This window comes from Flavobacterium turcicum (assembly GCF_011365745.1).
Lineage (GTDB): Bacteria > Bacteroidota > Bacteroidia > Flavobacteriales > Flavobacteriaceae > Flavobacterium > Flavobacterium turcicum.
On sequence record NZ_JAAOBY010000007.1, the window covers coordinates 135,374 to 158,455 of the forward strand.

Sequence of the window (23,082 nt, forward strand, 5' to 3'; positions counted from 1 at the left end):
ACTTTTTACTAAAAAACACTTGAATTAGATATAAAACACTATTCTTCAGTGATTTAATATAAATTTACGATTTATTTAAGTATGTAACTTGGAATTTTTTATTTTTTTATTTCCACAAATAAATAATATATATCATGCTGTAGGAATGATTAACTTCATAAAACGATTACGAGTTTTAGGATCTTTCCATCCTGCCATTACCGTCACCTCTCTCTAATAACACTTTGTCAATGCTTATAATGACTCAAGTCAAAGTATTTACCGATGGTAATTTGAGTACAGTTTGAATGAAAAGCAATACTAAATCATTTACTTTAAAAATTGAAGTATTCATTTCAAAGTAAAATGTTAAACTTATTTTTATTATTTAAGCATTTGCTTAAATAATAAAACAATTAACTACATTTGTTTAGTATTCAATTTAAACAATTACAACAATGGACAATAATCAAACGTGTATAAGAGTTTTGGCTGATAAAAATCAAATCAATACCTGTAAAAACAAATTAGAAAATAACAGCAACGCTTTTGAACAATTGAGTGGTTTATTAGCATTAGCTGGCAATGAAGTACGACTAAAAATAATGTTTCTTCTTGAAGAAGAAAATGAACTTTGTCCTTGCGACCTTGCCGATATTTTAGAAATGAGTATTCCTGCCGTTTCACAACATCTACGCAAAATGAAAGACGGAAATGTTATTGAAGCAAGACGGTCTGGCCAAACTATTTTTTATTCTCTAAAATCAGAACAATTACAAATACTTCGTCCCTTTTTTAAATACATTATTAGTCAAAATTCAAATTTAGAACTCATATGAACACAAATTCAAAATCAGGAAAACTTGCTGTAGCAAGTATTTTATCAGCAGTGACAGCATCACTTTGTTGCATAACGCCCGTTTTAGCTCTTATTTCTGGAGCTTCTGGCGTAGCATCAACGTTCTCGTGGTTAGAACCTTTTCGCCCTTACTTAATTGGAATAACTGTTTTGGTATTGGGCTTTGCTTGGACTCAAAAACTAAAACCACGAACGACCGAAGAAATACAATGTACTTGTGAAGAAGAGGATAAAATACCATTTGTGAAAACTAAAAAGTTTTTAGGCATTGTAACGGTGTTTACTTTTTTAATGATGGCTTTCCCATACTATGGACAAGTTTTTTATCCAAAAGCGGACAAACAGCTAATTGTTGTTTCTTCTGATAATATACAAGAAGTAAAATTTAATGTGAGTGGAATGACTTGTGCCAGTTGCGAAGATCACGTTAAAAATGAAATAAACAAATTACCGGGAATTGTAACCGTTTCTGCTAATAGCAACGAAGGAATCGCAGTTGTAAAATTTGACAATAGTAAAACGAACAAAGAGGCTATCATAAAAGCTATTAATACCACAGGTTACAAAGTATCAGGAGAAGTACCAACATCCGTAAATCCTCCACACTGACAAACTGGACACGTTTGTGGTCTAAACGGTTGCAAATAATTTTTTTGACTCTATTATTAAGCATTTAATTAAAATAAGAAAATGAAAACAGAAAATATAAAACTCGATATCGCAGGAATGACCTGCGACCATTGTGCCACAGGCATTGAAAAAATGCTTACCAAAAATGAAGGAGTAACAGAAGTAAAAGTGAGTTATCAAAACGGCAGTTGCGAATGTTCTTTCGACCCTTCTAAAACTAGTAAAGAAGAAATTATCAATACTATTAACAGCACAAAAAATTATAAAGTAGCTCATACTGCTGAAACTAAATGTTGTAATACAAACGCAAACCACTTCGATTTAATTATCATCGGTGGTGGTTCGGCGGCATTTTCGGCAGCTATAAAGGCCGAAAGTTTAGGATTATCGACCTTAATGGTAAACGGTGGTTTAGACTTTGGCGGAACTTGTGTAAACGTAGGTTGTGTCCCTTCTAAAACCCTTATTCGTGCAGCGGAAACAGCTTATCACGCAACACATTCCAATTTTTCGGGCATCAAACCCAAAGGTGTTGCTATAGATTTTGCTCAAGTAATTAAAGACAAAAAACAATTGGTAGCCACGCTCCAGAAGAAAAAATATATGGACGTGGTAAGTGATTTTCATAACCTGAAAATGCTAACGGGTTGGGCAGAATTTTTAGATACTAAAACCATTGTGGTCGATGGTAAAGTAAAATATACGGCTCTAAAATTTATCATTGCCACAGGAGCAACTACCAATATTCCAATTATTGAAGGGCTAAACGAAGTAGGTTTTCTTACCAACGTTTCGCTTTTTGATTTAGAAGAAAAACCCGAAAGCATGACCATTATGGGGGCTGGTTATATTGGTTTAGAAATTGCTATGGCTTACAATCGTTTGGGCGTAAAAGTGCGTATCATCGAGTTTACTGATCGTGTGTTGAGAACACAAACGCCCGACATCAGTGAAGCCTTGGAAACACAAATGCGTAACGAAGGTATAGAAATCCTGCCAAATTTTAGAGCAGTAAAATTTGATAAAAAAGGAAATGAAACCATTATCCATTGCAAATGCCCTGACGGTTCTTTTACACAAATTATCGAAAAAGGAAAAGTTGTAGTGGCATCTGGCACAACACCCAATATGCAAAAATTAGGATTGCAAAATATTGGTTTGGAACTTGCTAAAACAGGGCACATTTTGGTTAACGAAAAAATGGAAACCAATTTACCTAACATCTATGCAGTAGGCGATGTTACCAACACGCCTGCATTTGTTTACACGGCAGCCTTTGAAGGTAAAATTGCCGTAGAAAATGCTTTTACGGGAGCCAATAATGAAGCCGATTATTCTTCCTTGCCTTGGGTAGTTTTTACCGATCCACAAGTAGCAGGAGCAGGATTGGACGAAGCACAGGCAGAAGTCCAAAACATTCCTTTTGAAGTAAGCAAATTAGAATTAAATAACGTTCCAAGAGCTATTGCAGCCAATGACACAAGAGGATTTATCAAATTAATACGAAATACCGAAACCGATAAATTGATTGGTGCTAGAATTGTTGCTCCCGAAGGTGGCGAACTCATTCAGCAATTGAGTATGGCTATCAAGTATAATATAACCGTAAAAGAATTGGCAGAAAGTTTTTATCCTTATTTAACATTAGGCGAAGGCATAAAACTAGCAGCCATCACTTTCGGAAAAGATGTTGCCAAATTGAGCTGTTGTGCTAGTTAAATTTTAATATGAAAAACGCGACTACAATTCTATATGATGCACAAGTAATCGCTTTGGTCGATGCAGGAATTGCCAAGGGAGATTTAGGAAGCGATGCCACTATCGAAACTGCCGACATTGTTATTCAAAACGACCAGCCCACGAAAATTTTTACAGCAATAAATATTGGTAGAAAAACAAAACAAATCGTTTGGCAAAACATTGGGTTGGCATTCACAGTAAAAGCAATTGTAATGGTTCTTGGTGCCTGAGGTTTAGCCACCATGTGGGAAGCTGTTTTTGCCGATGTTGGTGTGGCTTTATTAGCTATTTTGAATGCAGTTAGAATACAGCGAATGAAGTTTTAATTTGGTATAGCTATTTTACAATTAATTATTAACATGAATCAAGGATTGAATCTATAACTTAAATTCGAAATACTTACTTGGAAATATTTTCTAATTTTTCCAAATCTTCAATAAAATAGTTCGACATTTGTTTGGACGGGGCTACTTGACCGAACAGTTCGAACCAACATTTCTCCTTAATGGATTAGATTTCTTATAGTCCTTTAACCAGTAATCATTGGAAATTAAAAGCCAAACTCCCCCTTTAAAGGACATGTATTATCTCCAATGTTGGTATTAAATACTTTTACATGAGATTTAAATAACAGATCGCCATGAAGCCATTTACTTTCGACCAAATACCCGTAATGATGAACAAAATTCATGATAAATTAGAGCATTTGGAAAAACTTATTATAAGAATCTCTAATGTAGAAGAAAATAAAGAAGAAGTTCTAAACATTCAAGAAGCATCAAAACTTTTAGATCTATCGGTATCAACAATCTATAGTAAAGTATGTAAAAGGGAAATCCCAGTTAATAAACAAGGTAAACGTATTTATTTTTATAGACATGAGTTAATGAAATGGATTAAGTCAGGTCGGGTAAAAACTTATTTAGAAATCCAAAATGATATTGAAAAAAGGTCAAAAATCTAATATTTAGATTTTTGACCTTTTACTTTTTAACCTCCATCTATAAGTACTCTAATCATACATCACTTAGTTTTTTTTTATGTCAGTGTTATAATCAATATTCAAAGTTTATAACTATTTTTGTATAAACAACTCCCATGAGTTATGTTATCTTGATAAGGATATCTTTGTTTTATTTTGCGATATTTTGCTTTAAATTGTACCATAATTGTACCACTGAAGTTTAAAACTCTATTAAAGTAAGGAAAGTTATTTTCTGTATCGGGAAGTAATTTCCAGCATCACCTTACTCCCAGTGTTTTGGCTGCCCATTCCTGCTATTCACTGCAAGTCCGCGGGAATCGCCTTAAAAACATAAACCCAAAACGAGCTTCCGTTGGTCGCTGTTTTGGGTTTTGTCTTTATTGGACTCCTACCCTTGCGGGCTTTTCGTTGCTATCAGGGGCAGGGAGAATTCGTTTCGTTCAGATAATCATCGCTGATAAATTTTATGCGCCGATTTTCACATCGAATTAATTTTTCTCCGCAAGTAACAAAAGACAAATTCAAAACAACAACCAAGGCTCCTCGCCTGTTGTAATTTTAGTAGCTACAAAAGGTGCGGTGTATGGAAAAGCAAAAGAAATAATCGGTTCTTGGTTCAACCACTTGTCTTCATCTTCAGGATTTAAAATGATCGGCATGCGCTTTTTATGATTGTGAATTTCGGCCATTAACGGATTGGCTTCGGTGGTCAAAATCGTATAGGTATTTTTAATTTCACCCGTACGAGCGTCTTTCCAATGCGAATAAAGGCCTGCAAAAGAAAAGAGTTCGTCATTGGCAATTCCGACTTGATATTTTACTTTGTTTTTTCCTTTACTGTCAAGCCATTGCCATTCATAAAAACCATTGGCAAGGACCAAGCAGCGTTGTTGTAAAATTTCTTTAAAAGAAGGTTTCTCTTTTACAGTTTCAATACGAGCATTTAAGGTTGATGCTTTGATTGTATCGTCCTTAGACCAACTCGGAACAAGGCCCCAATGATAATGTTCAATAACCGTAGGATCTGTGTTTGTAATTATAGGCGTTTTAGGAAAAGTAAAACCATTGTAATGTTCTTGTGGTGCAAACTCGTGTTTGTCCTTGAATTTTGCATTAAAACGCTTTTCAATTTGTTTGGAGAGTTTGTTTTGAATAGTATGAAAACACATGGCTTTACTTTATGAAATACAAAAAAATAACATCAGAACAAATATACTGAATCCTCGAGCAAAAGAATACGCTCGTTTTTACCAAAAGAATGCATCGAAAACTATCGTTTTTTACTCTTCAAAAACTAGCGAGTCGTTCCTTTGCGCCAACATTACCTTACGTGGGTATTTTTGTGCGTAGGCAAATAAAAGCTGCCTGATATATTGATTCGATTTATAAGGTGTAACATACTCCTTAACCTGTGTAGCATCATGAATTACAATATCAGTATCAAGGTAACCCATACCGTAAAAATGTCCTTTTTCGACCCAAATACAACTGCGTTCTTGCGGCGTTCGTCCAGCATCGATAATAGCAAAACTAGGTCTGCTATTGGTATAAAAATCCAAAGCTTCCTGTATTTGATCGTTATGAATATCCAAATCAGGTAATTCAGTAACAGCTACCGTTTTTGTAAAAACATCCTCGCTCATGCTGCCGTATTTACAAAAACGTTGGTCAATTTCAAATTTCTTACTGAGTTCCTGCAATACTTGTATGCCTTCGTAAAGCGTGTCAAAAGTTTCTAAGCAGGTTTGACTTTTGGTCAATTTTCCAATGGCCAAATAACGGTAACCGTTTCTGGCTTCGTATTCAAACAATCCAAATTTGGGTTCAAAACGCTTTAATGCCTTATTGTATACGGGCCATAATTGCTTTATTTCGCTACATTCGAGTAACAACGCCATGAGTTCAGTACCGCAAAGCTCGTAGCTAATAGCGTAAATATCTCGTAAAAAATGCTGTCGCTGAGGCGTAATTTTATGACCTGTAAAATGCGATGCTACACGTTTTTTTAGGTTCAATGCCTTACCAATATAAATTACTTTTTTATGTTCATCATAAAAATAATACACTCCAGGTTTTTCAGGCAATTGCTCAAAATCTTCGCGTGGCAAATTGGGTGGTAATCGCTGGTCTTGCGCTGTCTTTTTGATCATTTTACCCATTTCCTGCTCCGTATCCCAGGCTAATAATTTGGTGAATAAAATAGCGGTTGCATCGGCATCTCCTCCTGCTCTATGTCTATTCTCTAAATCAATTCCTAGCGAGGTACACAAACGCCCCAAACTGTAGGAAGGCAATCCTGGCTTGATCTTGCGGGCCGCTCGTACGGTACACAATTTTTTAGCATTCCAAGGCAAACCGGCACGCTCTAACTCATGTTTTACAAATGAGTAATCAAAATTTACGTTATGCGCCACAAAAATCCTATCAGATAGTAATTCAAAAACCGTGTTAGATATGGTTTCAAAACTAGGCGCATCTTGCACCATTTCGTTGGTAATTCCGGTTAGAGCAAAAATAGCATCCGGTATGTATTTTTGCGGATTAACCAAGGTTTCCCAGCGCTCAATTACTTGCGTACCATCATGTATGATAATGGCTATTTCGGTAATACGACTGTGACTGGCATTGCCGCCTGTGGTTTCAATATCGACTATAGCGTATTCTTGTTGTTTCATTTTTGTAGGTACTGTTTTGTTTTTTTGGGTTAAAAAGGTAAGCTGTACTCTGATACTAGTCTAACTATTTGTTAAGCCAATACTGTTTTTTACTTCGGCTAAATCTCTTTTTAATTCTACAAACATATTTTTGATCGCATCACTTTCTAACAACTCTGTGCGTTGGTCGTTTTTAGAAATGCTACACTGGTATTCCCAAATTTCAAGAATATCTGAGGCTTTAATTTCGTAAGGCGGATAAAAATAATTATCCGAAGCCACTACTAAGGCGTTCTTTTTATTTTTGTTGAGTCGTTTGTACACCATACCTTCGCTTCGGGTGATAAAAATATAGGTTTTCCCATCTAGTACTTCGCCCAATTGCTCTACATAACTGCCTACAATAATATCCCCATCTTGGTGCGGTGGCATCGAGTCGCCCTCAACCGGAAAACCACGGTATTTGCCCACCCCTAAAAATGGTAACGAAATTTGTTGCAATTGCTCGATATATTCCGGATCAGCATATCCGTTTAAGTATCCTGCTTTTACTTTTTGAGTGACTACTTCTATACGGTTTTCACCCATTTGATCGACTTGAATAGGCAAAATAAGGCGGTTATTTTCGAGTTTTAACAAATCAGTTACCTCAATTTTCCGAATATCAACAGAGAGCAACAAATCAATACTAATTTGGTAATACTGCCCTATTTTTTTTAAAATTTCATACGGCGCTTCTGAAGTTCCATCTTCGTATTTTACATACCTACCCCTAGTAATCATAAGGCTTTCGGCTACTTTTTCTTGCGAAATTTTGTGCTTTACTCGCAAGGCTCTGATATTGTCTGAAAATAACGACATAACTATTTTGTTATAATTTGGAACAACAAATATAATAAAAAATGTTACCATCTGTGCTAATTTTGTAATCTAAAATAAAAGGAAATGGCACGTGCAATTGTACATATGGATTTAGATACTTTTTTTGTTTCCTGTGAACGCTTGAACAACTCGCAACTAGAAGGGATTCCGCTTATTATTGGTGGTGGCGATCGCGGTGTGGTGGCCTCCTGCTCGTATGAAGCTCGACGTTTTGGAGTGCGCTCCGCAATGCCAACTGCTATGGCGCTCAAACTTTGCCCACAAGCCAAAGTAATAAAAGGCGACATGGAGCGCTACTCACAACTCTCACATACCGTGACCGAGGTGATTCAGGAAAAAGCGCCTATTATGGAAAAAGCCAGTATCGACGAATTTTACCTAGACATTACCGGCATGGATCGGTTTTATGGTTGCTACCAATGGACCAATGAGTTGGCACAACGCGTAGTCAAAGAGACGGGATTACCTATCAGTTTTGCACTTTCTATCAACAAAACAGTCTCCAAAATTGGTACCGGCGAGGGCAAACCCAAAGGCCACTTAGACATTCCAGAAGATCAGGTTCGGCATTTTTTGAATCCGTTATCTATACAAAAAATCCCCATGGTAGGCGATGTCACGTTTCAAACCTTATCACGTATTGGCATTCGAACCATACAAACTCTTGCCGAAATGCCTGCTGAAGTCTTACAACGCATGATTGGTAAAAACGGAATCGAAATCTGGAAAAAAGCCAATGGCATTGACCACAATCCCGTTGAACCGTATACCGAACGTAAATCCATAGCTACTGAACACACTTTTGTACAAGATACCATCGATATGGCACAACTAAAATCTGTTTTGTGTGGCATGGTCGAAAAACTATCCTTTCAATTGCGCTCTGAACAATGGCTTACCTCGACTGTAGTTGTTAAAATTCGGTATGCCAATTTTGACACCGAAACCAAACAATGCAAAATTCAATACACCTCCGCCGATCATGCGCTTACGCAAAAGGTACTCAGTCTGTTTGAAAGCTTGTATCATCGAAGGATGCGTTTACGTCTCGTTGGGGTTCGATTTAGCGGACTCGTTCGAGGCACCTACCAAATTGATCTTTTTGAAGATACGCAAGAAATGCTCTCGCTTTATGCCGCCATGGATAAAATGAAAAGCCGCTACGGATTTGATGCGGTTATGCGTTGCGCCGGTGCAGCCATAAAACCCAATACGAAGGATGTTATTTTGAAGAGGGTGAAAAGTGAAAAGTAAATTGTGAATGATGAGTGGTAAAATGTTCATCACTAATCTAAAAGAAGCGATTTATCTACTATTCAAATAGTTGATAGTGATTAAAAGATCTGTCAGTTCGAGTGTTTTTTGTGAAGTAAAACGGAACAAAACTTCTCGATTTGCTCCGCTACTCTAAGTGATATGTATCAAGAAGTATTTTAATAATTTCTTCTTGTTATCGATATACTTTTCTTCCTGATACTTCGGCAGAAAAGTGATCAACCTTGCAAAAATCATCCGTAAACTATCTCGGTACAAAACCCTAGATGTATTAATAAAATAGAATACAAATTTAGACGACCAAAAATCTGTGAAAATCTATGAAATCTGTGGTGAAAAAATAACGAACTAGAGCTTCAAGAGATTAAAAGTTAATTACTAAAATTACAAAACCGTATGTACTTAAATTGCCATTCGTACCATTCCTTGCGCTACGGAACGATTCCGCTAGAGGACCTCATCAATAAAGCGGTTCAATCTGGCGTTACGGCTATGGCGCTCACTGATATTAATACCGTGACCGGAATTTATGATTTCATAACAGCCTGTAATCAAGTAAACATTAAACCTTTGGTAGGAATCGATTTTCGCACCAATAACGAATTCAAATATATTGGCCTAGCCCAAAACACTCGCGGATTGGCAGCTATGAATCAGTTTTTGACACATCATAATTTTAAAAATATTCCATTACCTACTATCGCTCCTGAAATGGAATCGGTAGTGATTATTTACGCTTTTGCGAATGCGCCAACAACCTTAAAAACGAACGAATATATCGGCATTCGCCCCGAAGAAGTAGGAAAGTTATTTGGCTACAGAGGTAATCTGGACAAAATAGTAATCCTGCAACCCGTAACTTTTAGAACTAAAAAAGAATACCGCTTGCATCAAATTTTGCGCGCCATTGACACCAACACCTTACTCTCAAAACTGCAAGAAACAGATGTAGCAACGCCTTACGAAATGATGGTCAATCAAGACCGCTTGCTTGCTGCTTATAAGGATTACCCGCAAATCATTGCCACAACGCAAGCGCTCATCGATAGTTGCGATTTTCAATTTGATTTTGAAACCCCAAAGAACAAAAAATACTACACCAATTCTCAAGAAAGTGATATCGCACTGCTAACCACATTAGCGCATCAAGGCCTGCATTGGCGCTACGGAAAAAACGATACTGTTGCCTTAGCTAGAGTGCAAAAAGAATTAAAAGTAATTGACGAATTGCAGTTTAGCGGCTATTTCTTGATTACTTGGGACATTATTCGCTACAGTAACAGCCGTGGTTTTTTGCACATTGGTCGCGGCAGCGGTGCCAACTCGATTATTGCCTATTGTTTAGGAATCACAGACATTTGCCCCATTGAGCTCGACCTATATTTTGAACGTTTTTTGAACGAAAACAGAAAAAGTCCTCCTGATTTTGACATCGATTGGAGTTGGCAAGAACGCGATGTCATTTTAGAATATATTTTTAATCGGTATGGGTACGAAAATGTTGCGTTTTGTGGAACCAATGTGGAGTTTAAATACCGTTCTATTTTTAGAGAAGTGGGAAAAGTTTTTGGTTTACCCAAAGAAGAACTCGATCATTTAGCTAAAAATCCTATGCGTTTGCAACAAAGCAATAGCATTGTCAAAGAAGTACAAGAATACGGTATGTTGCTAGAAAAATATCCTAATCAACGCAGCATGCACTCATGTGGAGTCTTAATTTCTGAAGAACCCATTACTAATTATACGCCTCTAGAAATGCCTCCAAAAGGGTTTCCTATTGTGCTATTTGATATGTATGTGGCCGAATCAATTGGGTTTGAAAAGTTCGATATTTTGAGTCAGCGTGGCATTGGTCATATTGACGATACGGTAAAACTCGTAGCCAAAAACAGAGGTATCCGAATTAATATTAGAGACACCAGCATTTCTAAAAATGAAGCCACCGCCAATACGTATTTGGCAAGAGGCAAAACCATTGGCTGTTTTTATATCGAAAGTCCAGCTATGCGTGGTTTATTGCGACGTTTGCAATGCAACAATTATAAAACCTTAGTCGCTGCTTCATCAATAATTCGGCCTGGAGTAGCAAAATCGGGTATGATGAAAGAGTATATTTTTAGGCATAATCATCCCAACCAATTTGAATATTTTCATAGCGTTTTTAAAGAACAATTAAGTGAAACCTACGGAATTATGGTGTACCAAGAAGATGTCATCAAAATTGCACTGCATTTTGGTGGATTACCCGCTGCCGATGGCGATATTTTGCGTAGAGCAATGAGCGGCAAAGGGCGTTCCTTGGCGGCTTTGCAAAAAATTAAAGATGATTTTTTCGTGAGCTGCGCCAAACAAGGTCATGACGAAAAACTCAGTCAGGAAATTTACCGTCAAATAGAATCGTTTGCAGGCTATTCGTTTTGTAAGGCACACTCAGCTTCGTATGCCGTAGAAAGCTATCAGAGTTTGTATCTAAAAGTATATTATCCTATTGAGTTTATGGTGGCCGTAATCAACAATCAAGGTGGTTTTTATAGAACTGAAATTTATGTACACGAAGCACGAATGGCTGGCGCTACGATTCATAATCCTTGCGTGAATAAAAGTGAATTTACCACAACATTGTATGAAAAAGAAGTGTATTTAGGATTCATGCACATGCAAGGTTTGCCCACAAAACTAGCCGAAGAAATTGTAACCGAACGAGACAAAAATGGCGATTATCTTTCATTAGAAGATTTTTGTAATCGGGTTTCAATTGGGTTAGAAAGTCTTAAATTATTAATCTTCATAGGCGCTTTTAGAGACACAGGCAAAACCAAAAACGAACTCCTCATACTGGCTAGTTTGCTATTTAACTCGGCACCACAAGACCATCAAATTTTATTGTTGCAAGAAGCTGTCAAAGAATTTCAATTGCCTAAACTAGAACGTTCCTTCTTTGAAGATGCTTTTGACGAGATCGAATTATTAGGCTTTCCTGTTTCTTGCACACCTTTCGATTTATTACAAAGTCCTTACAGAGGTAATGTTATGGCCCAACATTTACTTCAATATCATAAAAAAGAAGTCCGCATGCTAGCCTATCTTATTTCTCGAAAACAGGTTCCTACGGTACGTGGCACGATGTTTTTTGGCACATGGATAGATCATGAAGGTACTTATTTTGACACCACCCATTTTCCGGATAATTTACAGCAATATCCGTTTCAGGGAGGCGGTTGTTACCTACTTTTGGGCGTTGTAGAGGTCGATTACCACTTCCCTACACTAACGATTAGCAAAATGGCAAAAATGCCTTTTGTACCTGACCCAAGATATTCTGATGCTAAAGACCATCAATTTTTAGCCCAACAACGCATCAAAGAAGATGTAAGCAGTACCAATAGAACGCCTTATCCGAGAGCACATGAAATTAATTTACCTAGATTTAAAAGCAGTTAATAAACGTAACCCATACCATTTACTCCCTTATTTGTCTCGAACTAAGATAAAAACCATTAAGAGAATTAAGAAAATTAAGTCCAAAACTTAATAAACTTACGTTTTTACTGAAAATTTTTTTTTGCCCTGAGTTTTTATCGAACGGTTAAATCCATTTTTTTATAGAGAAACGAACAGACGAAAAATTATCTTCAAAAACCAATTGCACCCAATACATTAGGCCCTAAAAAAAATTACTACAAACAAAAAAATCGGGATAGTAGACCATCCCGATTTTCAATTTGTATACAATATCTGTTTAATCTAAAATAAAACTAACCATCACATTAGCTGTAATTGTGATTTCGCCTAAGGCCAATGTTTCTCTTGGCTCGTTAACATCCATAGCCTCTGATTTTCTCATCATGGCATACATCGGTTGCGGATAATAGGTTTGTGAATTATCAGTAATTGTCAATGCTTTACCTACTTTTTGACCCAATACAGATACATAATCTTCCGCTTTTAACTTGGCATCTTTCATAGCCAATTTACGCGCCTCTGATTGGTATTGCGCCAATTTTGAAGACTGAAAAGTAACCGCATCAATTCTGTTAATTCCTTCATTTACCAAACCTTCCATCAATTCATCGTATTTACCTAAATCACGGAGCAAAATCACGATAGTTTGAGTGGCATTGTAGCTGTGTTTCTTTTTTTCGTAATCGTATTGCGGATTGAGTGCTACACGCTCTGTTTTAAAATCAGCTGGAGCTACATTCATTTTTTTGATGAATTTTAAAACCGCATCTATCTTCGTGTCATTTTGTTTTTTTACATCTTTTGCGTTGTTCCCCTTCGTTTCAACCGTTACCGAAATACTGGCTTGATCAGGCGTAACTTTTACTTTTCCTTCGCCGTTAGCGCTAATTTGCGGAATTTGTTTTGTTTCCTGCGCTTGCGCAAATGATAGAAAGAATACGGATAAAATGGTAAGTGCTTTTTTCATGATATGCTATTTTAGTTGTTTGTTGTTGTCTATTTCAAAAGTTATGCCACTATAATTTTCCGAGCTTAGCCATGATAAATAAAATCACGATTGGAATGGCTAGTAAAACAACCATAGTAATATTGTTGACTAACAAACTAGGCTCTTTCAAAAGCGTAATGGCATATCCACCAATGGCTCCTCCAAAATGAGCGGTATGACCAATATTATCATTTTTAGCGCGCATGCCATAAATAGAGTACAGTAAGTATAAAATCCCAAACAAATAAGCTGGTATTGGAACAATAAAAAAGAGGCCTAACATCATATCAGGCTGCAACAAAATAGCAGAATACAATACTCCTGTCACTGCGCCCGAAGCGCCTACTGCTCTGTAACTGTAATCGTTTTTATGAAATAACAAGCTGAGTAAATTACCAAAAATCAAACTCCCTAAATAGATCAAAACAAAAGAAAAATTGCCCAAATAACCCAGCACAACCGGAGCAAAAAACCACAGTGTCATCATGTTAAAAATCAAATGCAACATATCAACATGTAAAAAACCAGAACTTATCATTCTAATCTGCTCACCTGCTTTAATACTTCCTATATGAAACTCGTATTTCCTAAAAAAAGAAAGGTCGTTAAACCCTTTATAACTAAATAATACATTGATAACAATAATGGCGATAAGTGCGCTATTCATAACTAATTTGTTTTTATTGGTAAAGATAATCATTATCAAATAGGGTTGCGTGCTGAGGTGTAATTTTATAACAGCAATCATTTTTCCGTTATATTTGCAAAAAAAAATTCATGCAATTACTTGTCTTTATTATTGCTTATCCGTTTTTATGGATTGTTTCAATATTGCCTTTTCCTATATTTTATTTTCTTTCTGATTGTATTTACCTACTTGTATATCATGTTATTGGATACCGAAAAAAAGTAGTTCGTGCTAACTTAGCTTTGGCTTTACCTCATCTTACAGCAAAAGAACGATTGGAAATTGAAAAAAAATCATACCATCATTTGTGCGACATGTTTTTAGAAATGGTAAAAACAATGACCATCTCCTCAGCAGAAATGAACAAACGTTTTGTAGTTACGAACCTTGAGGTGATGACAGACTTGGAAAAAAAAGGAAAAAGTATCATGCTCATTGCCTCACATTACGCAAGCTGGGAATGGCTACTTTCTTTTAACCAAAAAGTATCTATCAAAGGTATTGGGGTTTATAAAAAATTGGCTAACAAGCATTTTGATAAATTGGTACGCGATATTCGTTCGAAATACAACACCGAATTGGTACCTACGAACCAAACGATTCCGTTAATTGCAAACAATCAGAGAAATAACATTCAGTGCATTTACGGCTTGGCAAGCGATCAATCGCCTAAAGCAGACCGAATTTTTCATTGGCAAAGTTTTATGGGTGTCGAAGTTCCCGTGCATACAGGTCCCGAAATGCTAGCAAAAAAATACGATATGAATGTAGTTTTTGCCAAGGTAAAAAAAATAAAACGAGGGTATTACGAACTCACGATTGTACCTTTGAGCGAAAACGCCAAATCGGTTCCTGATTTTGAAATCACACAAGCCTACATCAAAGAAGTCGAAAAACAAATTGCTGAAGCTCCTGAGTACTATTTCTGGACTCACAAACGTTGGAAACACAGAAGGTAAATGAAATAGTCGAACAGTCTCAGTTCTCAGTTTTACCTTTACTTTTTTAGAGATTCCTATTGCATTATTAATTAAGAAAACCAAGTTGTTACAAGAGCATCTTCCAGAGGCTGGGCTTGTTTATGAATAAACTCATTTGTGGCAGAATTGTACTCGTAATCTAAAGCCCAAGTTGCATGATTTTCTGCGAGTGCTTTAATGCCATTGCAAACAAATTCAATTTCGGCATTAGTTGTTGTTGGATGAATAGACATGCGAATCCATCCTGGTTTTCTGATTAAATCGCCTAATGAAATTTCATCAATCAATTTGTTAGAAGTTTCTTGGTCTACATGCAGTAAAAAATGCCCATAAGTACCCGCACAACTGCATCCGCCACGAGTTTGAATCCCGAATTTATCGTTGAGTAACTTTACACCTAAATTAAAATGTAAGTCTTCAATAAAAAACGAAATCACTCCCAAACGTTCTTGGTGTTGGCCAGCCAAAATTTTAATGTTAGGCACCCATTTTAACTCTGAAAAAATATAATCTACCAGTTCGTGTTCTCTATTCAAAATATTTTCAATCCCCATTTGATCCTTCAATTGAATGGATAAAGCGGTTTTAATAACTTGTAAAAAACCCGGAGTTCCACCATCTTCGCGCTCCTCAATATTGTCAATATACTTGTGCTCTCCCCAAGGATTTGTCCAACTCACTGTGCCACCACCCGGATTATCAGGTACTACATTCTGATACAATTTTTTATTAAAAACTAGGATTCCTGATGTTCCTGGGCCTCCTAAAAATTTGTGTGGCGAAAAGAAAATGGCATCCAAATAACTCTCTGAATCTTCCGGATGCATATCAATTTTTACATACGGACCTGAGCATGCAAAATCTACAAAACAAAGTCCGTTATGTTGGTGCATAATTTTAGCCACTTCATGATACGGCGTTTTGATACCGGTAACATTAGAACATGACGTTATTGATGCTATCTTAAACGATCTTTCTTTGTATTTATCGAGTAACAGCACCAAGTTTTCAATGCTAAACAAACCGTCTTCGGTAGCCGGAATTACCTCAACATCTGCAATCGTTTCAAGCCAAGAAGTTTGGTTAGAATGATGCTCCATGTGCGAAATAAAAACAATTGGCTTTTTTTCGGCAGGAATTGTGATGAAATTTTTGAGATTTTCTGGAACTTTTAAACCCAAAATACGTTGAAATTTATTGACCACGCCCGTCATTCCGGTTCCATCTGTAATTAAAACATCATCTGCATTAGCGTTCACGTGCTGCTTGATTAGGTGTCGCGCATGATGATAAGCTTTGGTCATCGCTGTTCCAGAAACCGTAGTTTCAGTATGTGTGTTGGCCACAAAAGGACCAAATTCATTCATTAATTTTTCTTCGATTGGTCGGTATAAGCGTCCGCTCGCTGTCCAATCGGTATAAATAATTTGTTTTTTCCCGTAAGGAGAATCAAATGTTTGATCAATCCCAATAATCTGCTCACGAAATTGCTTAAAATAAAGTTCTAAAGTAGTAGGTATTGTTGTCGTTGTCATCTGATTTGTAATTTGAGCTCAAAGATATTCAATTTTGTGAAATAGACTTTTTCAATTGCGTTAAAAAAATCGATTTCGTTCGGATAAAAATGATTCAAAAAACAGATTTTAAAATTTGAAATATAATGAAGTTAATTCCTAAAGATGATCGATTTATAAAAATAATTCGAAATGTAAAGTAGCTGACAAAAGTATCTGAATAAAGGTTTTAGATTTGAGGATCTATTTTAAAATCATAAGCTATGAAAAAACCATTCTATTTATTGTCGTTATTTATCCTCTTACTTTCTTGCGAAGTTGAAGGCGAATTAACGCAAGATGCCGTTAATGTTGCACCTCCTGCGAGTTCACCAACGCTTGCGCAAGGTACATTTACCCCATCACCAGGAATAAGGGTAACGGGATTAGCAAAAATTGTTTTTAACGGTATTCAAAATGAGATTCGTCTAGAAAATTTTAGTGTGTCTTCTGCACCTGATTTAAAAGTTTACCTTTCAAAAAGCAGTACTCCTAATGACTTTGTTAATTTAGGAAACTTAACCTCTTCAACAACCTATATTATTCCAACACAGGTAAATATTGAGGATTATAAATTCGTTCTTATACATTGCCAACAGTTTAACCGTGTCTATGCCTTTGCATCACTTTCTAAATAAAACCAATTACATGAAAAAAACAATTTTGCTCTTCGTCCTAACCTTGGCTTCGAATATTAACTTATTTGCGCAAGGATGCAGTGACGCTGGTATTTGCTCTATCAGTTCTATGTTTCAAAATGAAAACAACATAACACAAAATAACATTGAGTTTGGAACTATTTTGGGTGCTGGCGAAGCCGATGTAACTTATATTTCACCTTACGCAACGTACAGCCGAACTCTCAATAAAAGTTGGACTTTAAGCTCAAAAATTACATACTCCGTTGCTAGCGGTAGTTTTGGTAAGCGTGGTGCTTTTGGAGATGCTTATGCACTAGCAAATTACAATTGGAAATCAGAGAAAAAGACCAAATGGAGCACGCTAATTGGATTTAAAATTCCATTTACAAGCTCCAATTTAAAGATTAATGAATTCTCGATTCCGTTAGACTATCAATCCAGTTTAGGAACCTTTGATGCCTTATTAGGGATGAGTTTAATTTATAAAAAATGGGATTTTAATACCGCCTTGCAAATTCCAGTTTTTAACAATAACAAAAATTCATACTTTGCTGAATTTAGTGGTTCAACTGATTTTGCAAGTACTAATTTATTCGAGCGCAAATCCGATGTATTGTTACGAGCTACTTACACGCAGCAAACTACCAATAAAAAATTCACATTCAAGCCCAATGTTTTGTTTTTATACCATTTAGGAGAGGACACATTTGAAAACATTTTTGGTCAAAGAGAGGCGATTGCCAACTCCGATGGTTTAACCATAAATGGCAATTTAATTACCGCATATGCGCTTACAAAAACTAGTAGTTTAGAGTTATCTCTTGCCGCTCCATTTGTAGTCAGAGAAGCAAGACCTGATGGGTTAACACGTCAATTTACAGCGGGAATTATCTATAAAATTGCTTTTTAAAAAACAATCAAAAACTTTACCTACCACCATTGGCTCGCAAATCAGCAATACATTGCGAATCTAATTGTGGAGCCGCAGTTGCCGAAACCATGTTATTAATACCACTACCTACCTCGGCAGACCAATACATTAAACACGTTTTTTCAATACAATGCCTTGGATGTGCAGTGTCTTCATGATTGCTCTGCAAAGCCGTTCCAAAATTGGTCAGACCCAGAATATGACCAAATTCATGGGTAATAATTGTAGTTTCTAATACAGTGCGATTAGGTTCAAAAGGGCTATCGCTGAGTCCTTGAATCGTTTTTTCAAAAATTACAAACGATGTATTTCTGTAAGCTGTTCCTAACACTACACCTTCAGCGGTATCTTGTGATGATTTCCCATCGGCAAAGAAAGCCCAAACTGCAAGTTCCGTTCCTGAATTGTATTTTGTCCTGTTTGCCTCTTCAAGCGCCACTATTTGCTGAGTTGTATAGGTTGTATTGCCAGGCGATACAATGGCACGTTTGACCACATTTATACCTGCAGGCTTAAATGTTCTAGCACTAATAAATGCTACAAAATTATTAATTGCTGCTGCACTTGGCTCAAAACCATTTACATATACCACTTCAACTACAAGGCTTTTAAACTTTCTATCTGATAATAAATCATTGGCTGAACTTCCGGTCACTTGTTTATTAGCTACAACGTCAATAACTGCTGGTGCAGCAGATTCATTTTCATCCTTGGCACACGAAAAGAAAAATAACAGTACACCAAGGTTAAATAAATTTATTTTTTTCACAATCAAATCTTTTATGTTTTTTGGTAATAAGCAAGTTACTCTTAACTCAATTACGAAATAGAAATAGTTTTGGATTTGGTTTTAAAACAAAAAACCCTTCCAAAAATTGCTTTGAAAGGGCTTTTTGTTTGTTAAATTCCGAATTATATGCCGGCAATAACTTTTATTTCATCAATAATGCGTAGTGCCAAAGCATCTGCTATTTCTTGCGAAGCCGCTTCTGTATAAATACGAATTATAGGTTCGGTATTCGATTTACGTAAATGCACCCAATTGTCAGCGAAGTCAATTTTAACACCATCAATAGTTGTAATATCTTCGTTTTTGTACTTTTCAGTCATTGCAACAAGAATCGCATCCACATCAATTTGCGGCGTCAATTCAATTTTATTTTTGCTCATGTAGTATTCAGGATACGAAGCACGCAATGCCGAAACTGTCATTTTTTTGTTCGCCAAATGAGTCAAAAACAAGGCTACACCTACCAAGCTATCACGTCCGTAATGAAGCTCTGGATAAATGATTCCACCGTTTCCTTCACCACCAATAATCGCATTGTTCTTTTTCATTAATTCCACCACATTCACTTCGCCTACAGCACTAGCTTCATAGTTTCCGTTGTGTGCTTTTGTCACATCACGCAAAGCCCGAGACGAAGACATATTAGAAACCGTATTTCCTGGAGTTTTGCTCAAAACATAATCGGCGCAAGCCACCAAAGTGTACTCCTCGCCAAACATTTCGCCGTCTTCGCAAATAAATGCCAAACGGTCAACATCTGGGTCAACAACAATTCCTAAATGTGCTTTTTCTTTAACAACCAATTCTGAAATATCCGTTAAATGCTCTTTCAACGGCTCTGGATTGTGCGGAAAATGTCCGTTTGGTTCGCAGTACAATTCCACTACTTCCACTCCCATCAACTCTAACAATTTAGGGATAATAATTCCGCCTGACGAATTTACTCCGTCAACAACAACCTTAAATTTAGCTGCTTTAACAGCTTCAACATCTACAAGAGGTAAATTCAAGACTTCATCAATATGAATATCCATGTAAGCGTCATTGCTGATCACTTCTCCAAGCTGATCTACATCCGAGAAATCGAAAGCTTCTGCTTCGGCAATCGTTAATATTTTTTCGCCTTCAATACCATTTAAAAATTCCCCTTTTTCGTTCAATAACTTCAAGGCATTCCATTGTTTTGGATTGTGCGATGCAGTCAAAATAATTCCACCATCTGCCTTTTCTAAAGGAACAGCAACTTCAACTGTTGGCGTAGTCGAAAGTCCCAAATCAATCACATCAATACCTAAACCAATAAGCGTATTTAATACCAAATTGTGAATCATCGGTCCTGAAATACGTGCATCACGCCCTACAACCACAGTTAATTTTTCTTTTCCAGCATAATTTTTTAACCATGTTCCGTAGGCTGATGCAAATTTCACCGCATCAACCGGAGTTAAATTATCACCTACTTTACCGCCTATTGTGCCACGAATTCCTGATATTGATTTTATTAAAGTCATTTAGTATAAGTATTAAATTCTGATTTCAAATTAAAAAAGACTACAAATATAGGAATTGAAGAATTACAAACGTAAAATTGATTTTAAAATCAGCAGATAAATCCTTAAATTGTGCGAATGAATTTTTTAGCACACATATATCTTTCTGGTAACAACGAGCTCTTAAAAATAGGCAATTTTATGGCTGACGGTATTCGAGGCAAGCAATTTGAAACCTATCCTAAAGCCATTCAAAACGGCATACTTTTGCATCGAGCAATAGATTCTTTTACCGATTCGCATCCTGTTTTTAGACAAAGCACGAAAAAACTACATGAGAATTACCATCACTACTCAGGTGTAATTGTAGATGTTTTGTACGATCATTTCTTAGCCAAAAACTGGCAAGGCTATTCCTCTGAATCGCTAGCCGATTTTGTACATCAATTTTACCAATCGCTACACAAAAACTACGATTTACTATCTGATAAAACCAAGAACATTTTACCCATCATGGAAGAGGAAAATTGGTTGCTGAGCTATCAAACCGTTGATGGAATCAAACATATTTTAACGCAAATGGATCGACGCACGAAGAATCAATCGCAAATGCGTTTTGCCACGGAACAATTAACAATATACTACTCCGAATTTGAAAAAGAATTTGAGCTGTTTTTTGAAGACCTGCGTGTATTTGTACAGCAAAAAATTAACGAATTAGAAGCATAAAAAACTAGCTTTAAAACTAAAACAAACCAAAAAATGACCCTAACCAATCGAATTTCTATCCTTTTTTTAGCACTCCTTTGCAGCAGTGTTTTTTATGCGCAAAAGCAAAATACAAAACCAACAGGATTAGTAACATCTCAAGCCATGGTTGTTTCTGCTCGTGAAGAAGCATCAGCAATTGGTGTGGCTATTATGAAAAAAGGAGGCAACGCTTTTGATGCTATGGTTGCTACCGAATTAGCATTGGCAGTTGCCCACCCGCAAGCTGGAAATATAGGTGGTGGCGGATTTATGGTGTACCGAAAAGCCAACGGTGAAACAGGCGCAATTGATTACCGAGAAAAAGCACCTTTGTCAGCTTCCAGCACCATGTTTCAAGACGCAAACGGAAATGTGATTCCCGGTAAAAGCACTGCTACAGCCTTTGCCGTAGGAGTTCCAGGAACAATTGCCGGTATTTTTGAAGTGCACAAAAAATTTGGTTCTTTACCGCTAAAAGATATTTTAGAGCCTGTAATTGCATTGGCTGAAAAAGGAGTCGTTGTAACACCCAATCAAGCTAAAAGTTTGACTGTTTTTCGAGCTGTTTTTCAAAAAGTAAACGGTCCAGAAAGTCTTTTTTCAAAAGTATATCAGGCAAAAGATACCATCAAATACAAAGCCTTAGCAGCTACTTTAAAAAGGATTTCACAAAATGGTCGCGACGAATTCTACACAGGTGAAACAGGACAAAAATTAGTTGCTTTTCTCGCTAAAAAAAACGGAATCATGAGCACAACCGACCTGCAAAAATACCAAGCAAAATGGCGTACTCCCATTACGTTTAATTACAAAGATTTAAAAATCACATCGATGTCGCCTCCTAGTAGTGGAGGAATTTGCTTGAACCAAATCATGAAAATGATTGAGCCTTATCCGCTGGCGCAAATGGGACACAACAGTACAAAAAGCATTCAAGTCATTACCGAAGCGGAACGCCGTGCGTATGCCGATCGGAATTTTTATTTGGGCGATCCCGATTTTGTATCCATCCCGACAGCGCAATTATTGGATGATTCTTATTTAAAAAACCGCATGAAAAGCTTCACTTTCGACAAAGCGACCAAATCAGCCGATGTTGCTCAAGGAGAAATCGTAGGCCATGAAAGCGATCAAACTACCCACTATTCTATTGTTGATTCCTTTGGGAATGCAGTCGCAGCTACAACTACTTTAAATGACAATTATGGCTCCAAAATTTATTGTGATGAATTGGGCTTTTTTCTGAACAATCAAATGGATGATTTTAGCTCAAAGCCGGGCGTACCCAATTTGTATGGTTTAACAGGTAGCAAAGCCAACAGTATTGCGCCTGAAAAAAGAATGCTAAGCTCAATGACGCCAACCATTATCGAAAAAGACAATAAACTTTATATGGTAGTAGGAACTCCAGGTGGATCAACCATTATCACCTCAGTTTTGCAAACTATTTTAAACGTTTACGAATTTAATTTAAGCATGCAAGAGGCAGTAGATGCACCTCGATTTCACCATCAATGGTTGCCGGACTTAATAACTTTTGAACCCAATTCATTCCCAAAGGAAACTTTGAAAAAATTACAAGCAAAAGGTTACACAACCAACGAAAAAGACAAAGAAATCATCGGTGCAGTTGATGCAATTTTAGTTTTACCCAACGGAAAATTAGAAGGCGGTGCCGACAAAAGAGGTGACAACAAAGCAGTTGGATACTAATTAAAGCAGATTGCTAATTCCTGAGCAAAAAACAGCTAAAAATATGCCGAAGCGTAAAATAATAGTAGCTTTGTAGCCTTCCTATAAATTAC

19 protein-coding genes and 1 pseudogene are annotated in these 23,082 nt (G+C 36.6%); 12 read left to right on the forward strand and 8 right to left on the reverse strand.

All coding sequences use genetic code 11. The features are described from left to right. Nucleotides 1-437: 437 nt before the first annotated feature. From G9Q29_RS12430 to G9Q29_RS12450, 5 genes and pseudogenes are all read left to right on the forward strand, one after another. A complete protein-coding gene (locus tag G9Q29_RS12430) occupies nucleotides 438-818 on the forward strand; it encodes an ArsR/SmtB family transcription factor (RefSeq protein WP_099715364.1) in 381 nt (126 codons plus the stop codon). Further along, nucleotides 815-1,447 (forward strand): mercuric transport protein MerTP, encoded by a 633-nt coding sequence (merTP, locus tag G9Q29_RS12435; RefSeq protein ID WP_099715363.1) that lies wholly within the window; start codon nucleotides 815-817, stop codon nucleotides 1,445-1,447. Before G9Q29_RS12430 ends, merTP begins: the two co-directional genes overlap by 4 nt. 81 nt (nucleotides 1,448-1,528) lie before the next feature. Further along, a complete protein-coding gene (gene merA / locus G9Q29_RS12440) occupies nucleotides 1,529-3,187 on the forward strand; it encodes a mercury(II) reductase (protein ID WP_132067384.1) in 1,659 nt (552 codons plus the stop codon). 35 nt (nucleotides 3,188-3,222) lie between these two features. After that, a pseudogene (locus G9Q29_RS12445) lies at nucleotides 3,223-3,534 on the forward strand (heavy metal translocating P-type ATPase); the annotation flags it as partial. Between the two features lie 314 nt (nucleotides 3,535-3,848). Then, nucleotides 3,849-4,172 (forward strand): helix-turn-helix domain-containing protein, encoded by a 324-nt coding sequence (locus G9Q29_RS12450; RefSeq protein ID WP_099715361.1) that lies wholly within the window; start codon nucleotides 3,849-3,851, stop codon nucleotides 4,170-4,172. Nucleotides 4,173-4,714: 542 nt separating this feature from the next. Here the strand turns inward: G9Q29_RS12450 and G9Q29_RS12455 are convergent. The 3 genes from G9Q29_RS12455 to G9Q29_RS12465 form a co-directional block, all read right to left on the reverse strand. Then, a complete protein-coding gene (locus G9Q29_RS12455) occupies nucleotides 4,715-5,362 on the reverse strand; it encodes an SOS response-associated peptidase (RefSeq protein WP_166137805.1) in 648 nt (215 codons plus the stop codon). A gap of 111 nt (nucleotides 5,363-5,473) precedes the next feature. Continuing rightward, nucleotides 5,474-6,868 carry an exonuclease domain-containing protein gene (locus G9Q29_RS12460; RefSeq protein ID WP_166137808.1) on the reverse strand — a complete coding sequence of 465 codons (1,395 nt, stop codon included), beginning with the start codon at nucleotides 6,866-6,868 and terminating at the stop codon, nucleotides 5,474-5,476. Nucleotides 6,869-6,928: 60 nt separating this feature from the next. Further along, nucleotides 6,929-7,708 carry an XRE family transcriptional regulator gene (locus tag G9Q29_RS12465; RefSeq protein ID WP_166137811.1) on the reverse strand — a complete coding sequence of 260 codons (780 nt, stop codon included), beginning with the start codon at nucleotides 7,706-7,708 and terminating at the stop codon, nucleotides 6,929-6,931. A gap of 84 nt (nucleotides 7,709-7,792) precedes the next feature. Between G9Q29_RS12465 and dinB the strand changes: the two genes are divergently transcribed. Both dinB and G9Q29_RS12475 read left to right on the forward strand, forming a co-directional pair. Next, nucleotides 7,793-8,983 (forward strand): DNA polymerase IV, encoded by a 1,191-nt coding sequence (gene dinB / locus G9Q29_RS12470; protein ID WP_166137814.1) that lies wholly within the window; start codon nucleotides 7,793-7,795, stop codon nucleotides 8,981-8,983. Nucleotides 8,984-9,400: 417 nt separating this feature from the next. After that, nucleotides 9,401-12,445, forward strand: a complete 3,045-nt coding sequence (locus tag G9Q29_RS12475) for a DNA polymerase III subunit alpha (protein ID WP_166137817.1) — start codon at nucleotides 9,401-9,403, stop codon at nucleotides 12,443-12,445. Between the two features lie 298 nt (nucleotides 12,446-12,743). Here G9Q29_RS12475 and G9Q29_RS12480 read toward each other — a convergent pair whose 3' ends face one another. Then, entirely contained in the window at nucleotides 12,744-13,433 is a 690-nt protein-coding gene (locus G9Q29_RS12480) for an SIMPL domain-containing protein (protein WP_166137820.1), read from the reverse strand. 49 nt (nucleotides 13,434-13,482) lie between these two features. Continuing rightward, nucleotides 13,483-14,121, reverse strand: a complete 639-nt coding sequence (locus tag G9Q29_RS12485; RefSeq protein WP_166137823.1) for a rhomboid family intramembrane serine protease — start codon at nucleotides 14,119-14,121, stop codon at nucleotides 13,483-13,485. Between the two features lie 110 nt (nucleotides 14,122-14,231). Between G9Q29_RS12485 and G9Q29_RS12490 the strand changes: the two genes are divergently transcribed. Beyond that, nucleotides 14,232-15,101, forward strand: a complete 870-nt coding sequence (locus tag G9Q29_RS12490) for a lysophospholipid acyltransferase family protein (protein WP_166137826.1) — start codon at nucleotides 14,232-14,234, stop codon at nucleotides 15,099-15,101. 71 nt (nucleotides 15,102-15,172) lie between these two features. Here G9Q29_RS12490 and G9Q29_RS12495 read toward each other — a convergent pair whose 3' ends face one another. Continuing rightward, the gene (locus G9Q29_RS12495; protein WP_166137829.1) at nucleotides 15,173-16,657 is read right to left on the reverse strand and encodes an aminotransferase class V-fold PLP-dependent enzyme; all 1,485 of its coding nucleotides are present in this window, start codon (nucleotides 16,655-16,657) and stop codon (nucleotides 15,173-15,175) included. A 242-nt stretch (nucleotides 16,658-16,899) separates the two neighbouring features. Here G9Q29_RS12495 and G9Q29_RS12500 point away from each other — a divergent pair, with 242 nt between their 5' ends. Together G9Q29_RS12500 and G9Q29_RS12505 are read left to right on the forward strand one after the other, a co-directional pair. Further along, the gene (locus tag G9Q29_RS12500) at nucleotides 16,900-17,313 is read left to right on the forward strand and encodes a DM13 domain-containing protein (protein WP_166137832.1); all 414 of its coding nucleotides are present in this window, start codon (nucleotides 16,900-16,902) and stop codon (nucleotides 17,311-17,313) included. Nucleotides 17,314-17,323: 10 nt separating this feature from the next. After that, entirely contained in the window at nucleotides 17,324-18,226 is a 903-nt protein-coding gene (locus G9Q29_RS12505) for a hypothetical protein (RefSeq protein ID WP_166137835.1), read from the forward strand. Between the two features lie 16 nt (nucleotides 18,227-18,242). Here the strand turns inward: G9Q29_RS12505 and G9Q29_RS12510 are convergent, their stop codons facing one another. Together G9Q29_RS12510 and glmM are read right to left on the reverse strand one after the other, a co-directional pair. Beyond that, complete coding sequence (locus G9Q29_RS12510) at nucleotides 18,243-19,016, reverse strand: membrane metalloprotease (protein ID WP_317164746.1); 774 nt, start codon at nucleotides 19,014-19,016, stop codon at nucleotides 18,243-18,245. Nucleotides 19,017-19,159: 143 nt separating this feature from the next. Then, complete coding sequence (glmM, locus tag G9Q29_RS12515) at nucleotides 19,160-20,548, reverse strand: phosphoglucosamine mutase (protein ID WP_166137838.1); 1,389 nt, start codon at nucleotides 20,546-20,548, stop codon at nucleotides 19,160-19,162. A 117-nt stretch (nucleotides 20,549-20,665) separates the two neighbouring features. Between glmM and G9Q29_RS12520 the strand changes: the two genes are divergently transcribed. Beyond that, nucleotides 20,666-21,256 carry an acyl carrier protein phosphodiesterase gene (locus G9Q29_RS12520; RefSeq protein ID WP_166137841.1) on the forward strand — a complete coding sequence of 197 codons (591 nt, stop codon included), beginning with the start codon at nucleotides 20,666-20,668 and terminating at the stop codon, nucleotides 21,254-21,256. A 33-nt stretch (nucleotides 21,257-21,289) separates the two neighbouring features. Then, complete coding sequence (gene ggt / locus G9Q29_RS12525; RefSeq protein ID WP_166137876.1) at nucleotides 21,290-22,990, forward strand: gamma-glutamyltransferase; 1,701 nt, start codon at nucleotides 21,290-21,292, stop codon at nucleotides 22,988-22,990. The last annotated feature ends 92 nt before the right edge of the window (nucleotides 22,991-23,082 follow it).

What these genes read in the sequence shown, in the direction of transcription:
- G9Q29_RS12430 (WP_099715364.1), top strand. Translation starts at nt 438, where the DNA reads ATGGACAATAATCAAACGTGTATAAGAGTTTTGGCTGATAAAAATCAA.
- merTP (WP_099715363.1), top strand. Translation starts at nt 815, where the DNA reads ATGAACACAAATTCAAAATCAGGAAAACTTGCTGTAGCAAGTATTTTA.
- merA (WP_132067384.1), top strand. Translation starts at nt 1,529, where the DNA reads ATGAAAACAGAAAATATAAAACTCGATATCGCAGGAATGACCTGCGAC.
- G9Q29_RS12450 (WP_099715361.1), top strand. Translation starts at nt 3,849, where the DNA reads ATGAAGCCATTTACTTTCGACCAAATACCCGTAATGATGAACAAAATT.
- G9Q29_RS12455 (WP_166137805.1), bottom strand. Translation starts at nt 5,362, where the DNA reads ATGTGTTTTCATACTATTCAAAACAAACTCTCCAAACAAATTGAAAAG.
- G9Q29_RS12460 (WP_166137808.1), bottom strand. Translation starts at nt 6,868, where the DNA reads ATGAAACAACAAGAATACGCTATAGTCGATATTGAAACCACAGGCGGC.
- G9Q29_RS12465 (WP_166137811.1), bottom strand. Translation starts at nt 7,708, where the DNA reads ATGTCGTTATTTTCAGACAATATCAGAGCCTTGCGAGTAAAGCACAAA.
- dinB (WP_166137814.1), top strand. Translation starts at nt 7,793, where the DNA reads ATGGCACGTGCAATTGTACATATGGATTTAGATACTTTTTTTGTTTCC.
- G9Q29_RS12475 (WP_166137817.1), top strand. Translation starts at nt 9,401, where the DNA reads ATGTACTTAAATTGCCATTCGTACCATTCCTTGCGCTACGGAACGATT.
- G9Q29_RS12480 (WP_166137820.1), bottom strand. Translation starts at nt 13,433, where the DNA reads ATGAAAAAAGCACTTACCATTTTATCCGTATTCTTTCTATCATTTGCG.
- G9Q29_RS12485 (WP_166137823.1), bottom strand. Translation starts at nt 14,121, where the DNA reads ATGAATAGCGCACTTATCGCCATTATTGTTATCAATGTATTATTTAGT.
- G9Q29_RS12490 (WP_166137826.1), top strand. Translation starts at nt 14,232, where the DNA reads ATGCAATTACTTGTCTTTATTATTGCTTATCCGTTTTTATGGATTGTT.
- G9Q29_RS12495 (WP_166137829.1), bottom strand. Translation starts at nt 16,657, where the DNA reads ATGACAACGACAACAATACCTACTACTTTAGAACTTTATTTTAAGCAA.
- G9Q29_RS12500 (WP_166137832.1), top strand. Translation starts at nt 16,900, where the DNA reads ATGAAAAAACCATTCTATTTATTGTCGTTATTTATCCTCTTACTTTCT.
- G9Q29_RS12505 (WP_166137835.1), top strand. Translation starts at nt 17,324, where the DNA reads ATGAAAAAAACAATTTTGCTCTTCGTCCTAACCTTGGCTTCGAATATT.
- glmM (WP_166137838.1), bottom strand. Translation starts at nt 20,548, where the DNA reads ATGACTTTAATAAAATCAATATCAGGAATTCGTGGCACAATAGGCGGT.
- G9Q29_RS12520 (WP_166137841.1), top strand. Translation starts at nt 20,666, where the DNA reads ATGAATTTTTTAGCACACATATATCTTTCTGGTAACAACGAGCTCTTA.
- ggt (WP_166137876.1), top strand. Translation starts at nt 21,290, where the DNA reads ATGACCCTAACCAATCGAATTTCTATCCTTTTTTTAGCACTCCTTTGC.